This window comes from Rhizobium sp. J15, from assembly GCF_002531825.1.
Taxonomy (GTDB): Bacteria; Pseudomonadota; Alphaproteobacteria; order Rhizobiales; family Rhizobiaceae; genus Rhizobium.
The window spans coordinates 31,508-47,482 of sequence record NZ_NWSX01000045.1; the positions used below are offsets into that span (position 1 = coordinate 31,508).

The window sequence follows — 15,975 nt, forward strand, 5'->3', positions numbered from 1 at the left end:
CCTGCGGGGTCTACGCGGCAAGGCGATTTTCCTTTGGAAGAGAACAGGCTAGTCTCGGTCGTATGAAGCCTGTTAACTTCGAACAATCGGCAGAGTTGCTGCGGGCCTGCCTCCTGCGGCCGTTTTCGGCGCTGGCCGATTTTCTCTATCCGCCTGCCTGTTCCGTCTGCGGCATCTCGACCGGGGATCATCGCGGGCTCTGTGCGAAATGCTGGTCCGGCATCCGCTTCATCGAGCGGCCCTATTGCGAGGTGCTCGGCATTCCCTTCTCGCACGATCTCGGCGCCGGCATTCTGAGCGCCGAGGCGATCGCCAATCCGCCGCCCTTCGACCGGCTGCGGTCGGCGGCAACCCACGACCATGCGGTGCGCGACCTCGTTCATGGGCTCAAATATCGCGATCGCACCGATCTGGCGCCGATGATGGCCGCCTGGATGCTGCGCGCCTCCGACGGCACGGTCGAAAGCTGCGATGCGCTGATCCCGGTGCCGCTGCACCGCACCCGGATGCTGTCGCGCAAGTTCAACCAGGCAGCCGAGCTTGCCCGCCATATGGCGAAGCTCTCGGGCAAGCCGCTGCTTGCGGCGACGCTGATCCGCGTCAAGCGCACGAGCCAGCAGGTCGGCCTCGGCGCAAAGGCGCGCGAAGACAATGTCAGAGGCGCTTTCGCGATCGCCAAGGGTTGCGAAAATGACGTCTTCGGCAAGCGTATCGTGCTCGTCGACGACGTCTATACCACGGGAGCGACGGTCGCCGCTGCAAGCCGGACGCTGCGCAAGGCGGGCGCGGCCGAGATCACGGTTTTGACCTTTGCAAGGGCTCTTTCCGAGCCTATATGACAGAAAATACCCGGCATCCGTCTGGAGATATCATGGTACCCGTCACCATCTATACACGGCAGTTCTGCGGCTACTGCTCCCGCGCCAAGTCGCTTCTAGAACAAAAGGGCGTCGACTATGTCGAGCACGATGCGACATATTCGCCGGACCTTCGCCAGGAGATGATCGGCAAGGCCAACGGGCGCACGACATTTCCGCAGATCTTCATCGGCGCCGAACATGTCGGCGGCTGCGACGACCTCTTCGCGCTCGATCGGGCCGGCAAGCTCGATCCGATGCTGGCGGTCTGAGGACGAACCGATGAGCTTCAAGGCCGCCGCCGTCCAGATGTGTTCAGGGGTCGATCCGGAAAAGAACGCCGCCGCCATGGCGCGGCTGGTGCGCGAGGCCGCCGCGCAGGGGGCGACCTATGTGCAGACGCCCGAAATGACCGGCATGCTGCAGCGGGATCGAGCGGCGGCACGCGCCGTGCTTGCCGATGAGACACGCGATATCATCGTCAAAACCGGTTCGGCGCTTGCCGCAGAGCTTGGCATCTACATGCATGTCGGCTCGACGGCGATTGCGCTTGCCGACGGCAAGATTGCCAATCGCGGCTTCCTCTTCGGTCCCGACGGACGCATCCTCAATCGCTACGACAAGATCCACATGTTCGACGTCGATCTCGATAATGGCGAGAGCTGGCGCGAAAGTGCGGCCTATACGGCCGGCTCGGAAGCGCGCGTCCTGTCGCTGCCCTTCGCCGAAATGGGCTTTGCCATCTGCTACGACGTCCGGTTCCCGGCGCTCTTTCGCGCCCAGGCCATTGCCGGCGCAGAGGTGATGACGGTGCCCGCCGCCTTCACCAGGCAGACCGGCGAGGCGCATTGGGAAATCCTGCTCCGGGCGCGCGCCATCGAGAACGGCGTCTTCGTGATTGCCGCCGCGCAGGCCGGCCGGCACGAGGACGGGCGCGAGACTTTCGGCCATTCGATGATCATCGACCCCTGGGGCACTGTATTGGCCTCTGCCGGCGCCAGCGGCGAGGCAGTCATCGTTGCCGAGATCGATCCCAGCGCGGTGAAGGCCGCCCATGACAAGATCCCGAACCTGAGGAACGGCCGGGAATTCTCGGTCGAGAAGATTGCGGGGGCAGTCGCAGGAGGCGTCGCCGCTTGATCCGCTATTCCCTGACCTGTGACAGCGCCCATGAATTCGAAGGCTGGTTTTCCGAAAGCGTCGACTTCGACCGCCAGGTCGCGACCGGTTTCCTGACCTGTCCTGTCTGCCATTCCGCCGCTATTTCCAAACTCCTGATGGCGCCTTCGGTGTCGACCGCGCGCAAGAAGGACGAGAGGCAGACACTGGCGATGGACGCCATGCGCCGTGAGGCCCTCGACAAGCTGAAAGAGGCCGTCGCGGCGGTGAAGGCCAATTCCGAGGATGTCGGTACGAAGTTTCCCGAGGAAGCGCGCAAGATCCATTATGGAGAGGCGGACGCCCGCGGCATCATCGGCCAGGCGACCATCGACGAGGCGCAGGCGCTCGTGGAGGAGGGCATCGAGATCGCCGCCATTCCGGTTTTGCCTGAGGATGTGAATTGATATGCGGTCCGCGCGTCTGGCCTTCTATAACTTCGGCCTGCATGTCGCCCCTGCCGAAAGTGAAGCGGTCAAAGGCTTCGTTCTGCGCGAACCTGCGAATTTCGAAGCCGCCGCTCGCGCCTGCGGCTTCATCGGACGCTCCGGCTATGCCGGTTATCCCGGCGCTCGGAGCTGGGGCGTTCAGGTCTTTCCTCGTTACATGAAAGGCAGCGGTTTTGACTCTGCCCCTTCGTCCCTTTCGCTCTGGGCAGACATCGAGTCCCTGATGGCCTTCACCTATAACGGCGTGCACGCCGAGGCCTTGAAGAATGCCCGCAATTGGAACGTGAAGCCGACATGGCCGCCGCTGGTTTTGTGGTGGGTTGCGGCTCATCATCGGCCGGACTGGCAAGAAGGGGTCGAGCGCCTGGAATATCTCGCCGACCACGGGTCGAGTCCGCACGCTTTTACGTTCAAACAGCCCTACGGGCCTGAGGGCGCCGAGATCTCGATCGATCGCGATCGGGTCAAGGAACTTGCTGCACGCAATGCCGAAACCCAGACGGATCTGCTTGCTTACGTCCAAACGCTAAAAGTTTAGTCGGCTAATTGGCTGCCGAATTACGCTTCGCGCCTGGCCAGCAACATATAGTTCACGTCCATATCCCTGGACAGGTTCCACTGGTTCGACAGCGGATTGAAAAAGACGCCGGTGCGGTCGGTGATTTCCAGGCCGCTTGCGTTGAGTGGCTTTTCCAGCTCCTCCGGGCGCACCAGTTTTTCATATTGATGCGTGCCGCGCGGCAGCCAGCGCAAGATGTTCTCGGCGGCGAAGATGGCAAGGGCTGCCGCCTTCATTGTGCGGTTGATGGTGGCGACGAAGATCAGGCCGCCGGGGCGGACCATTTTCGCGCAGGTCGTCATGAAGAGTTCGACGTCGGCGACGTGTTCGACCACTTCCATGTTCAAGACGATGTCGAAGGTCTCGCCGGCCTCTGCGAGCTCCTCGGCAGTGACGGCGCGATAGTCCACCGGAACGCCGGACGCCTTGGCGTGGGTCGAGGCGATGCCGATATTCTTCTCGGAAGGATCGGCGCCGACGACCGAGGCGCCCATGCGGGCGACGGGTTCGGACAGGAGGCCGCCGCCGCAGCCGATATCGAGCACACGCAGCCCCTCGAGCGGGCGGGCGCTTTTCGGATCACGGCCGAAATTCTCGCAGGCCTTGTCTCTTATATAGGCGAGCCGGACGGGATTGAACTTGTGCAACGGCTTGAACTTGCCGGTCGGGCTCCACCATTCCGCCGCCATCGCCGAGAAGCGGTCCACTTCGCCCTGGTCGATCGTGCTTCTGGCGGTTTCCGTCATGGCTTTCTCCATCGTTCGTGTCATGTGAAGTCGGACGATCGGGGGCATAAGTCAAGGGGCGGCGCATGAGGGCAGGCGTGAGTGCGCAAATGGCCGGCAATTGCTTTTGTCGTGTACGCTTGCCTCCCCCCGCCAAACTCGCTAAGAGACGCCGCAACTTGGGGCCTTCAGGGGCCTGGGCTTTAGAGCGGTTCCAGAAACGGGGATGCGGCTCTTTCGCCAAGCGGTCCGCCCCAGAGCTTTCGTGATGCCGGGTCCGGGTTTCCGCTTTCCGGCGCCAGTCGTGGTAGAGGCATATGGCACGCATCGTAATGAAATTCGGCGGCACGTCCGTCGCTGACCTGGACCGCATCAAGAACGTTGCCCGCCACGTGAAACGCGAAGTCGATGCCGGCCACGAGGTGGCGGTGGTGGTCTCGGCCATGTCCGGCAAGACCAATGAGCTGGTCGGCTGGGTGCAGGGCATGCCGAAGGTGATCGGCGCCAATTCCCCCTTCTACGATGCGCGCGAATATGACGCGGTGGTCGCTTCCGGCGAGCAGGTGACCTCGGGTCTGCTGGCGATCGCATTGCAGGCAATGGATATCAATGCGCGCTCCTGGCAGGGGTGGCAGATCCCGATCCGCACCGACAACGCCCATGGCGCGGCGCGCATCCTGGAGATCGACGGTTCCGACATCATCAAGCGGATGGGCGAGGGACAGGTCGCCGTCATCGCCGGCTTCCAGGGATTGGGGCCCGACAATCGCCTCGCAACGCTCGGGCGCGGCGGATCGGATACGTCGGCCGTTGCCATCGCGGCCGCTGTCAAAGCGGATCGCTGCGATATCTATACCGATGTCGACGGCGTCTACACGACCGATCCGCGCATCGTGCCGCAGGCGCGCAGGCTGAAGAAGATCGCCTTCGAGGAAATGCTCGAGATGGCCTCGCTCGGCGCCAAGGTGCTGCAGGTGCGCTCGGTCGAGCTTGCCATGGTGCACAAGGTGCGTACCTTCGTGCGCTCGTCTTTCGAAGATCCCGATGCTCCGGGCATGGGCGATCTGTTGAACCCGCCCGGAACGCTGATTTGTGACGAGGATGAAATCGTGGAACAGGAAGTAGTCACCGGCATCGCCTATGCCAAGGATGAGGCTCAGATCTCGCTTCGCCGTCTTGCCGACCGGCCGGGCGTTTCCGCCGCGATCTTCGGGCCGCTTGCCGAATCCCATATCAATGTCGACATGATCGTCCAGAATATTTCCGAGGACGGATCGAAGACCGACATGACCTTCACCGTGCCGTCGGGCGACGTCGAAAAGGCGATCAAGGTGCTCGGCGACCATAAGGAGAAGATCGGCTACGATGTCGTGCAGAACGAATCGGGCCTGGTGAAAGTCTCCGTCATTGGTATCGGCATGCGCAGCCATGCCGGCGTTGCCGCGACCGCGTTTCGTGCACTTGCCGAAAAAGGCATCAACATCAAGGCGATCACGACCTCCGAGATCAAGATTTCCATCCTGATCGACGGTCCCTATGCAGAACTCGCTGTCAGGACTTTGCATTCCTGCTACGGTCTGGATAAGAATTGATTCCCAGTGGGCGGCCTGCCCCTTCAGGTTGAGGAGACGGAGGCAGGCCCGCCGGGACACAGAGCATTGTTTCGGGAGCTTGAGACGTCATGAGAGACCTTTCCGGCGGTCCGCGCGTGCTGCTCAGGCGGCTGCGCGAGTTGATGGCAGAGCCGCTGGAGCCGCAGGATCGTCTTGACCGGATCGTCCGACAGATTGCCGGCAACATGGTGGCGGAAGTCTGCTCCGTCTATGTGCTGCGCGCCGACGGCGTGCTCGAACTCTATGCGACCGAAGGTCTCAACCGCGAAGCCGTGCACCTGGCGCAGCTGAAGATGGGCCAGGGCCTCGTCGGCACGATCGCGGCTTCGGCGCAGCCGCTCAACCTTTCCGACGCACAGTCGCATCCGGCCTTCCGCTACCTGCCCGAGACGGGCGAAGAAATCTATCATTCCTTCCTCGGCGTGCCGATCTTGAGAACCGGACGCTCGCTCGGTGTTCTCGTCGTGCAGAACAAGGCGAGCCGCAATTATCGCGACGAAGAGGTCGAGGCGCTCGAAACGACGGCGATGGTGCTTGCCGAGATGATCGCCACCGGCGAGCTCAAGAAGATCACCAAGCCGGGCCTCGAACTCGACCTGACGCGCTCGGTGACGATCGACGGCGATACCTATAATGACGGCATCGGCCTCGGCTACGTCGTGCTGCACGAACCGCGCATCGTCGTCACCAACCTGCTCAACGAGGATGCGGAGAAGGAGATCCGGCGGCTGGCGGAGGCCATGGGGTCGCTGAGGATCTCGATCGACGACATGCTGTCGCGCCGCGACGTATCGATGGAGGGCGAGCATCGCGAAGTGCTTGAAACCTATCGCATGTTCGCCCATGACCAGGGCTGGGTGCGCAAGCTCGAGGAAGCGATCCGCAACGGTCTGACGGCCGAAGCGGCGGTCGAGAAGGTGCAGAGCGACACCAAGGCGCGGATGATGCGGTTGACCGACCCGTATCTGCGCGAACGCATGCATGATTTCGAGGATCTGGCGAACCGGCTGCTCAGGCAGCTGACCGGCTATACCGGCCGGACGACCGCCGAAGGCTTCCCGAATGATGCGATCATTCTGGCCCGCGCCATGGGTGCGGCCGAACTGCTCGATTATCCGCGCTCCAATGTCCGCGGGCTGGTGCTGGAAGAAGGGGCGGTGACCAGCCATGTGGTGATCGTCGCCCGCGCCATGGGCATTCCGGTCATCGGCCAGGCGGCCGGGGTGGTGGCGCTGGCCGAAAACGGCGATGCCGTGATCATCGACGCCGACGAGGGGCATGTGCATCTCAGGCCAATGGCCGATCATCGCCGTTCCTACGAAGAAAAGGTTCGCTTCCGCGCCAGGCGGCAGGAACAGTTCCGGGCGCTGCGCGCCATCGAGCCGGTCACCAAGGACGGCCAGCGGATCTCGCTGATGATGAATGCCGGCCTGTTGGTCGATCTGCCGCAGCTTTCTGAATCGGGTGCAGAGGGCATCGGTCTCTTCCGTACCGAGCTGCAATTCATGATCGCCTCCACCATGCCGAAGGCGGACGAGCAGGAGCAGTTCTACCGCAATGTGATCAAACAGGCGGCAGGCCGCGTCGTGACCTTCCGCACGCTCGATATCGGTGGCGACAAGGTCGTGCCCTATTTCCGCGGCCACGAGGAGGAAAACCCCGCGCTCGGCTGGCGCGCCATCCGGCTGTCGCTCGACCGGCCGGGATTGCTGCGCACCCAGTTGCGCGCCCTGCTGAAAGCGTCGGCGGACACCGAGCTGAAGCTGATGGTGCCGATGGTGACCGAGGTGTCCGAGCTGAGGACGGTGCGTGAGCTCCTGCAGAAGGAAGTGCAGCATCTCTCGCGTTTCGGCCATGGGCTGCCGCGCAAGCTGCAATTCGGTGCGATGCTTGAGGTGCCGGCACTGCTCTGGCAGCTCGACGAGCTGATGGAGGCGGTTGATTTCGTTTCGGTCGGTTCGAACGACCTCTTCCAGTTCTCGATGGCCGTCGATCGCGGCAATGCACGGGTGTCGGACCGCTTCGATCCGCTCGGCAAGCCGTTCTTGCGCATCCTGCGCGACATCGTGCGCGGGGCGGACCGAAACAAGACGCCGGTGACGCTTTGCGGCGAACTTGCCGGCAAGCCGCTCTCGGCAATGGCGCTGCTCGGCATCGGTTTCCGCTCGATTTCGATGTCGCCGGCCTCGATCGGGCCGGTGAAAGCGATGCTGCTCGGCCTTGATGTCGGCGCGCTGACGAAGGCGATGGATGAGGTGCTGGACGACAACAGCGCCACCGTGCCGATGCGCGAGGTGCTTGCCCGCTTCGCCGAGAGCCACAATATTCCCCTTTAGGCATATATAAGAAGAATCGGAGCGAAGGGTGGCGAAGCTTCCCGTTGAAAAGATGCGCGAGCTGGAACGCCGTTTCGGCGAGATCGAAGCGCGCATGTCGGCCGGCCCTGCCGCCGACGTCTATGTGAAGCTTGCGTCCGAATATTCCGAGCTGCAACCTGTCGTCACGAAGATCCGCGCCTATGAGAAGGCGGTCGCCGAGCTTGCCGATCTCGACGCGCTGCTGGAGGACAAATCGGTCGATCGCGAGATGCGCGACCTCGCCGAACTCGAACTGCCCGAGGTGAAGGAGCGGATCGAGGCGCTGGAGCAGGAGATGCAGATCCTGCTGCTGCCGAAGGATGCGGCGGACGAAAAAAGCGCGATCCTCGAAATCCGCGCCGGCACCGGCGGCTCGGAAGCGGCGCTTTTCGCCGGCGATCTCTTTCGCATGTATGAGCGTTTCGCCTCCGAGAAGGGCTGGAAAGTCGAGGTGCTCTCGGCGAGCGAGGGCGAAGCCGGCGGCTATAAGGAAATCATTGCGACGATCACGGGGAGGGGCGTCTTCGCCAAGCTGAAATTCGAATCCGGCGTGCACCGCGTACAGCGCGTGCCGGAGACCGAGGCGGGCGGGCGCATTCACACGTCGGCCGCGACGGTGGCGGTGCTGCCGGAAGCCGAGGAGATCGATATCGAGATCCGGCCGGAAGACATCCGCATCGACACGATGCGCTCTTCGGGCGCCGGCGGCCAGCACGTCAATACGACCGACTCGGCGGTGCGCATCACTCACCTGCCGACCGGCATCGTCGTCACCAGCTCGGAAAAATCGCAGCATCAGAACCGCGCCAAGGCGATGCAGGTGCTGCGCTCCAGGCTTTACGATGCCGAACGGCAGCGCGCCGACAGCGAGCGCTCGGCCGACCGCAAGAGCCAGGTCGGTTCCGGCGACCGCTCCGAGCGCATCCGCACCTATAATTTCCCGCAGGGGCGGGTGACCGACCACCGCATCAACCTAACGCTCTACAAGCTCGATCGGATGATGGAAGGCGAGATCGAGGAAGTCGTCGACGCGCTGATGGCCGACTATCAGGCAAGCCAGCTGGCGCAGCTCGGCGAACAGCCGTGAGCCCGACGGTCGCCGATATGCTGGCCGAGGCGCGGCGCCGCTTTACCAAGGGCGGTATCGCCGACCCGGCGACCGATGCGCGGCTGCTGGTCGCAGGTCTTCTGAAACTGTCGTCGACCGAGCTTCTGACACGATCGGCTGAGGGGCTTTCTCCCGAGCAGGCGGAGGTGATTTTCAAGGCGCTGGAACGGCGGCTCGCCCACGAGCCGGTGCACCGCATCCTCGGCGAACGGGAATTCTACGGCCTGGCGCTTCGGCTTTCGGCGGAAACGCTGGAACCGCGCCCGGATACGGAAATCCTCGTCGACACGGTGCTTCCCTATCTCAGGGACCTTGCAAAGGCTGAGGGCAATCTCCATATCCTTGATATAGGAACCGGGACCGGGGCGATATGCCTCGCGCTTTTGAGCGAATGTCCCGATGCGTCAGGTATCGGCAGCGACATATCGTCGGATGCACTTGGGACGGCAAAGTCAAACGCAGAAAGAAACGGGTTGCAGGATCGCTTTCAAGCCGTGCAGTCGAGATGGTTCGAGAACATCCAGGGCTCGTTTCACGCGATTGTCTCAAATCCGCCCTATATTGCCTCCAAGGTCATTCACGATCTCGCTCCCGAAGTGACGAAATTTGATCCGGTTGCAGCGCTGGATGGCGGCCCGGATGGGCTTGACGCCTACAAAGCCATAGCCAAGGATGCGGCAAGGTTCATGAGGCCTGATGGGGTCGTGGGACTGGAAATCGGCTACGATCAGCGAAACGATGTGACGGCAATCTTCGAAGCGGAAGGCTTCAAGTGCCTCAAATCCGTTAAAGATTACGGTCAGAACGACAGGGTGCTCGTGTTCGCGCTCGCGTGACGGGCGATAATTGCCGGCATTGAACAGAACATTATTGCTATTGCGAAGAAAAGGCTTGGATTTCCGGGGGAAGCAATATAGGTTGCGGACACGTGTTGGGCAGATAGGAATGAACGAGATTCGTTCGGTACTTGGTTTGCCTCGGGGGTCCGCTCTTTTAAACGAGAGTTTCAACGGTTGAACACGACCCAATGCGTGAATCAGTCAAACTGACTTGAGAACCAAGCGGCAGGTCGGCGCAAAGGCGCAGTATGCTCGCGGCACAAAGGTCCTGACCCGGTTTTCCGGTCATGGCGGTTGGTGCCATGTATCCATCACAAACAGAGAATTCAGGTGAACGATCTATGAGGCCAGGACAGCAGAACAAGCGCGGTCGCGGGCGTGGTAACAACAACAATAACAATGGCGGCGGTGGAAATAACAATAACAACAATTTCAACCGCAAGGGCGGCAACCCGCTGACCCGGACCTATGACAGCTCCGGCCCCGATGTGAAAATCCGCGGCACTGCCCAGCATATCGCAGAAAAATACGCGCAGCTCGCCCGCGACGCCCAGAGTTCCGGCGACCGCGTCATCGCCGAGAACTATCTGCAGCACGCCGAACATTACAATCGTATCATCGCAAGCGCCCAGGCGCAGATGCAGGAACGCTTCCAGCGCGACGACCGCGGCGAATACAATGATCGCGAAGCCGCCGAGCGTGAGGGCGACGACATCGATACGAACGACAATGACGGCGACGATGTCGTTGTTGTCCAGCCGCCGCAGAACAGGCAGCACCAGCCGCAGGCACAGCCGAAGCCGGCGCCCGTTGCAGCGCCCGCCCCGGCACCTCAGCCCGAAGTCATGGATGGAACCGGCCCGCAGCCGGAGATCGAAGGCATTCCCGCCGAGGTCGCCATGGATGAGGAAGGTTCCGCCGGCCAGTCGCGCGAACGTCAGCCCCGCCGCCGCAGCGCCGGCAACCGTCCGCGTCGCCCGCGCCGTGGCGCAGAAGGCGATGCCGGCTCGGAAGGCGAGGGTGCTGCCGCCGAGGCGCCTGTCTTGGCGGACGCCACATCGGAGTGAGGGGTTTCCCCTCTCCTCGTCACGAGAGCCGGACGCTCACGTGATCCACGCGAATTTCCTTGGAAAATCCCCGGCCCGGCGCCGGGGATTTTCATTTTCCGGGCTCTTTAAACTGCTGGAACAGGCTACCATATTCTCCTCGACTGCTTCGCCCAAATCCCAGACGGGCCAAGCGCGGCCCGCCTTTTCAGGGGGTCGATCTCAATCATCGGTCTGCGCCTCCACGAGGGCAGGGCGATCCATGGAGGTGGAATATGAATATCGAGAAATATTCGGAGCGGGTGCGCGGCTTCGTCCAGTCGGCCCAGACCTATGCGCTGGCGCAGGGTCATCAGCAATTTTCGCCCGAGCATGTGCTGAAAGTCCTGCTCGACGACGATCAGGGCATGGCCGCATCGCTGATCGAGCGCGCCGGCGGCGATGCCAAGGCCGCCCGCCTTGCCAATGACGCGGCCCTTGCGAAATTGCCGAAAATCTCCGGCGGCAACGGCAACATCTATCTGGCGCAGCCGCTCGCAAAGGTGTTTTCGACCGCCGAAGAAGCGGCGAAGAAGGCCGGTGACAGCTTCGTCACCGTCGAACGCCTGCTGCAGGCGCTGGCGATCGAATCTTCGGCTTCGACCTTTTCGACGCTGAAGAATGCCGGCGTGACGGCCCAGGGCCTCAACCAGGTCATCAACGATATCCGCAAGGGGCGAACCGCAGATTCCTCCAATGCCGAGCAGGGCTTCGATTCGCTGAAGAAGTTCGCGCGCGATCTGACCGGCGAAGCCCGCGAGGGCAAGCTCGATCCGGTGATCGGCCGCGACGACGAGATCCGCCGCACCATCCAGGTGCTGTCGCGCCGTACCAAGAACAATCCGGTGCTGATCGGTGAACCCGGCGTCGGCAAGACCGCGATCGTCGAGGGCCTGGCGCTGCGCATCGTCAACGGCGACGTGCCGGAATCGCTCAAGGACAAGAAGCTGATGGCGCTCGATATGGGCGCGTTGATCGCCGGTGCAAAATACCGCGGTGAATTCGAGGAGCGGCTGAAGTCCGTACTCAACGAGGTGCAGGCGGAGAACGGCGAGATCATCCTGTTCATCGACGAAATGCACACGCTGGTCGGCGCCGGCAAGGCGGATGGGGCGATGGACGCCTCCAACCTGCTGAAGCCTGCTCTTGCCCGCGGTGAGCTGCATTGCGTCGGTGCGACCACGCTCGACGAATATCGCAAACATGTGGAGAAGGATCCGGCGCTTGCCCGCCGATTCCAGCCCGTGGTCGTCGAGGAGCCGACGGTCGAGGACACGATCTCGATCCTGCGCGGCCTGAAGGAAAAATACGAGCAGCATCACAAGGTGCGCATCGCCGATGCGGCGCTGGTGGCGGCGGCGACACTTTCGAACCGCTACATCACCGACCGCTTCCTGCCCGACAAGGCGATCGACCTGATGGACGAGGCGGCTGCGCGGCTTCGCATGCAGGTGGATTCCAAGCCGGAAGAGTTGGACGAGCTCGACCGCCGCATCATTCAGCTGAAGATCGAGCGCGAGGCGCTGAAGAAAGAGACCGACGTCGCCTCCGCCGACCGGCTGAAGCGGCTGGAGACCGAACTTGCTGCTTTCGAAGAGGAGGCCGATGCGCTGACGGCCCGCTGGCAGTCGGAAAAGCAGAAGCTCGGCCTTGCCGCCGATCTCAAGAAGCAACTCGACGACGCCCGTAACGAACTGGCGATCGCCCAGCGCAAGGGTGAATTCCAGCGCGCCGGCGAGCTGACCTACGGCGTCATTCCGGATCTCGAAAAGCAGCTCGTCGAAGCCGAGAAGCAGGATGGCGAACGCGGTGCGATGGTGCAGGAAGTGGTCACTCCCGACAATATCGCGCATGTCGTTTCCCGCTGGACCGGCATTCCCGTCGACAAGATGCTCGAGGGCGAACGCGACAAGCTGCTTCGGATGGAAGACGAGCTGGCGAAATCGGTGATCGGCCAGGGCGACGCGGTGCAGGCCGTGTCGCGGGCGGTACGGCGTGCGCGCGCCGGACTGCAGGATCCGAACCGGCCGATCGGCTCGTTCATCTTCCTCGGCCCGACCGGCGTCGGCAAGACGGAGCTCACCAAGGCGCTCGCCCGCTTCCTCTTCGACGACGAGACGGCGATGGTGCGCATGGACATGTCGGAATACATGGAGAAACACTCCGTTGCCCGGCTGATCGGCGCACCTCCCGGCTATGTCGGTTACGATGAGGGCGGGGCGTTGACGGAAGCCGTGCGCCGCAGGCCCTATCAGGTCGTGCTGTTCGACGAGATCGAAAAGGCGCATCCCGACGTCTTCAACATCCTGCTGCAGGTGCTGGATGACGGACGCCTGACGGACGGCCAGGGCCGGACGGTGGATTTCCGCAACACGATGATCATCATGACCTCGAACCTCGGCGCCGAGTATCTGACGCAGCTGAGGGACGGCGATGACAGCGATACGGTTCGCGAGCAGGTGATGGAGGTCGTGCGCGGGCATTTCCGGCCGGAATTCCTGAACCGCATCGATGAGATCATCCTCTTCCATCGCCTGAAGCGCGAAGAGATGGGTGCGATCGTCGATATCCAGCTGAAGCGGCTGGTGGCGCTCTTGTCCGAGCGCAAGATCGTCATCGATCTCGATGAGGACGCCCGCCACTGGCTGGCGAACAAGGGTTACGATCCGGTCTACGGCGCAAGGCCGCTGAAGCGGGTGATCCAGAAGTTCGTGCAGGATCCGCTGGCCGAGCAGATCCTCTCCGGCCAGGTGCCGGACGGGTCGACGGTGAAGGTGACGAGCGGTTCGGACCGGCTGCAGTTCAAGACGCGGCAGACGGTAAGCGAGGCGGCGTGAACCGGTTTGCAGGATGAATGAGAGATGGCGGCTTCGGCCGCCATTTTTGCTGGCGGGAGCTTACTTGCTCGCCACCTGATCCGGCGTCTGGTTGTTCAGCAGCGTATCGATGCGCTTGCGCTCGTCTTCGAATTTCGCGAGCGCCTCGCCCTGCAGCGACTTGCCGCCCGGCAGGCGGATGCGCAGCGGATCGACCTTGGTGCCGTTGACGATCAGCTCGTAATGCAGGTGCGGGCCGGTGGATTCGCCTGTCGTGCCGACCCAACCGATCACCTGGCCCTGGCGGATCTTGGCGCCGGGGACGACGCCCTTGGCGATGGCGCTCTGATGATTGTAGGAGGATTCATAGCCGTTGGCATGACGGATGATCGTCTGGTTGCCATAGCCGCCGGAATCCCAGCCGGCTTTTTCGACGGTGCCGTTGCCGGCGGCGATGATCGCCGTGCCGCGGGGTGCCGCCCAATCGACGCCGGTGTGCATGCGGGCAAAACCCAGGATCGGGTGACGGCGCATGCCGAAGCCCGATTTGAAAATGCCGTTCGGAACGGGGTTGCGCAGCAGGAACTGACGGATGCTCTTACCGTTCTCGTCGAAATAATCGACCGTGCCGTCTTCGGGATCCTGGAAGCGGTAGAAGCGCGTCTGCGTGTCGCCGAAACGGGCGTTGACGTAGAGCAGTTCGGAATCCTCGGTCGCCTTGCCGGCGCTGTCGGCGACGGAGAAGAAGGCCTCCAGCGTATCGCTCGGCCTCAACTGCGCCTGGAAATCGACGTTGCTGGCAAGAAGCTTGATGATCAGCGCCGTCATATCCTTGGTCATGCCGTAGGAAAGGGCGGCGCGGTAGATGCCGTCATAGACGCGCGGCAGGTTCTGGCCGGGCGGCGGCGCGAAGGAATTGTCTTCGAAGGCCGTGGCGATGGCATCGAGCATCGGCGGCGCGGTGCCCTCCACGTATTTGCCCTTGTCGTCGAGGGCTACGGTTGTGAGGTGGCGGGTGCCGCGGTAGACGCTGGCCCGGATGATCTTGGCCTGCTCGCCCTTCTGAATGATGCCGATACGCAGCACGTCGCCGTTCTCGAGTTCGTTGGAACCCAGCTGCTGCGCGATATAGCCGGCAATGCCATCGGCATATTGCTGCGGATAGCCTGAGTCCATCAGCGCTTTGGAGATCGTCGTGTCCGCGCGCACGGGCAGGACGTCGTCGGCGAATTCTTCGGTCTCCGGTGTGATCGATTCCGGTGCGGAGACGGTCATGTTCTGCTCGAGCACGCGGGCGGAAAGACCTGCGGTCAGATCGACATCGGCATCCTCGTTGGAGAAGCGGCGCGGATCGACGTAATAAAGCGCCGCAAGCTGCGTGTTGCCGTCGGTCAGGACCGAGCCGTTGGAGCGCACGTTCTCCTCGACCTCTTCCAGCGACAGGCCGGCAGCCATCTTCATTTCGGTCTTGCCGGTCGGGAAGGGAATGGTCTTCAGGCTGACTTCGGACTCGACGTCGGAGCCGTAAATCGCTCCGGTCCGGCTTTGCGGCGCGGGCTGCGGCTCGTCGGCGGAAAAAATCGCCAGGGGGTCGAAATCCGGATAATCTTCGGTCGCCACGTGGTTGGCGGCCAGCGTCATCTTCACATGCGCGAAGGGCTGGCGGCGCACGACCTCTTTCTCGCCCTCGTGGACGACGGTCGAAACTTCCATGATGGCGCGGTCGGAAGGTTTGGCGGCGATGGCAGGCGCGATCAGCCGGCCGCCGCGCACCACCGTCGTATCGACATGCGCGTCCGCGGCCGCACTCGCATAGGCTTCGGCTGGGATCGCCAGCTGCTGGCGGCCGTCGAGGGCGGCAAAAAGCGCGACACCCATCAGGACGGAAGATGTGATGCCGGTGAGGAACGTGCCCGAGAGCCACCGCAGGGAAACCTCGCGACGGTCCGGGGCTCGCCTGCCGTCGGCCAGAAGCGGAGGCTCGTTGCCCAACGAGCGGATCATCATTTTCTCCGTCATCATGGCAGTCGGGTCCGCGTCCTTACATTCGACGTCTCTGGGAGCATTTCTTGGCCGTCCTGGCTGGGGCGAAAGATGTGCATATTTTAGGCATGGAAGTCAAATCACGCAGAGAAGGGCAGTTTGCGCGCCTTTGCCTGTGTGAATCGTGTGTCTCTTAAGACCAGCAGATTGTGATGATGTCGGGGCGCGGAAGATGAAAGAGCGTTCTTTCCCGCGAAAAGTCGAAAGACGATCATTTTTCCTGCCATAGCGGGCCGTTCGGAATCCGGAAAACGGCCCGATTTTCGCGCCCCTCAAAATTTCTCAGCGAAAACAATAGGATGAAAGAAATATCATTTTTTTCAAAAAGCGCTGTTGACTTAGAAAAGGGGATAGTTCTATAAGCCC

At 62.5% G+C, this 15,975-nt stretch carries 13 protein-coding genes; 11 read left to right on the plus strand and 2 right to left on the minus strand.

What is annotated here, in order from left to right; genetic code table 11:
* Positions 1 to 62 precede the first annotated feature (62 nt).
* From CO670_RS26525 to CO670_RS26545, 5 genes are read left to right on the plus strand one after another with little or no spacing between them, the layout of a single operon-like run.
* The gene (locus CO670_RS26525) at positions 63 to 839 is read left to right on the plus strand and encodes a ComF family protein (protein WP_097592966.1); all 777 of its coding nucleotides are present in this window, start codon (positions 63 to 65) and stop codon (positions 837 to 839) included.
* 32 nt (positions 840 to 871) lie between these two features.
* Positions 872 to 1,129 (plus strand): glutaredoxin 3, encoded by a 258-nt coding sequence (gene grxC, locus CO670_RS26530; protein WP_088689301.1) that lies wholly within the window; start codon positions 872 to 874, stop codon positions 1,127 to 1,129.
* Between the two features lie 10 nt (positions 1,130 to 1,139).
* Complete coding sequence (locus tag CO670_RS26535; protein ID WP_088689302.1) at positions 1,140 to 1,997, plus strand: carbon-nitrogen hydrolase family protein; 858 nt, start codon at positions 1,140 to 1,142, stop codon at positions 1,995 to 1,997.
* Entirely contained in the window at positions 1,994 to 2,422 is a 429-nt protein-coding gene (locus CO670_RS26540) for a DUF1178 family protein (protein ID WP_097592967.1), read from the plus strand. The genes CO670_RS26535 and CO670_RS26540 overlap by 4 nt, the downstream gene beginning before the upstream one ends.
* 1 nt (position 2,423) lies before the next feature.
* Complete coding sequence (locus tag CO670_RS26545) at positions 2,424 to 3,002, plus strand: DUF3291 domain-containing protein (protein WP_097592968.1); 579 nt, start codon at positions 2,424 to 2,426, stop codon at positions 3,000 to 3,002.
* 20 nt (positions 3,003 to 3,022) lie between these two features.
* Here the strand turns inward: CO670_RS26545 and ubiG are convergent, their stop codons facing one another.
* Positions 3,023 to 3,769, minus strand: coding sequence for a bifunctional 2-polyprenyl-6-hydroxyphenol methylase/3-demethylubiquinol 3-O-methyltransferase UbiG (ubiG, locus tag CO670_RS26550; protein WP_097592969.1), 747 nt, complete (start codon positions 3,767 to 3,769; stop codon positions 3,023 to 3,025).
* Between the two features lie 296 nt (positions 3,770 to 4,065).
* On the opposite strand from ubiG, the gene CO670_RS26555 reads away from it, so the two are divergent.
* From CO670_RS26555 to clpB, 6 genes are all read left to right on the plus strand, one after another.
* Entirely contained in the window at positions 4,066 to 5,340 is a 1,275-nt protein-coding gene (locus CO670_RS26555; protein WP_064686444.1) for an aspartate kinase, read from the plus strand.
* A gap of 89 nt (positions 5,341 to 5,429) precedes the next feature.
* Positions 5,430 to 7,697, plus strand: a complete 2,268-nt coding sequence (gene ptsP / locus CO670_RS26560; protein ID WP_088689306.1) for a phosphoenolpyruvate--protein phosphotransferase — start codon at positions 5,430 to 5,432, stop codon at positions 7,695 to 7,697.
* A 28-nt stretch (positions 7,698 to 7,725) separates the two neighbouring features.
* Complete coding sequence (prfA, locus tag CO670_RS26565) at positions 7,726 to 8,805, plus strand: peptide chain release factor 1 (RefSeq protein ID WP_088689307.1); 1,080 nt, start codon at positions 7,726 to 7,728, stop codon at positions 8,803 to 8,805.
* Positions 8,802 to 9,662: a peptide chain release factor N(5)-glutamine methyltransferase gene (gene prmC, locus CO670_RS26570; protein ID WP_097592970.1), complete on the plus strand. Its 861-nt coding sequence runs from the start codon at positions 8,802 to 8,804 to the stop codon at positions 9,660 to 9,662. The genes prfA and prmC overlap by 4 nt, the downstream gene beginning before the upstream one ends.
* A 344-nt stretch (positions 9,663 to 10,006) precedes the next feature.
* Positions 10,007 to 10,732, plus strand: coding sequence for a DUF4167 domain-containing protein (locus CO670_RS26575; RefSeq protein WP_097592971.1), 726 nt, complete (start codon positions 10,007 to 10,009; stop codon positions 10,730 to 10,732).
* A 254-nt stretch (positions 10,733 to 10,986) separates the two neighbouring features.
* Positions 10,987 to 13,587 (plus strand): ATP-dependent chaperone ClpB, encoded by a 2,601-nt coding sequence (clpB, locus tag CO670_RS26580; RefSeq protein ID WP_097592972.1) that lies wholly within the window; start codon positions 10,987 to 10,989, stop codon positions 13,585 to 13,587.
* Between the two features lie 60 nt (positions 13,588 to 13,647).
* Here clpB and CO670_RS26585 read toward each other — a convergent pair whose 3' ends face one another.
* The gene (locus CO670_RS26585; protein ID WP_088677699.1) at positions 13,648 to 15,588 is read right to left on the minus strand and encodes a M23 family metallopeptidase; all 1,941 of its coding nucleotides are present in this window, start codon (positions 15,586 to 15,588) and stop codon (positions 13,648 to 13,650) included.
* Between the last annotated feature and the right edge of the window lie 387 nt (positions 15,589 to 15,975).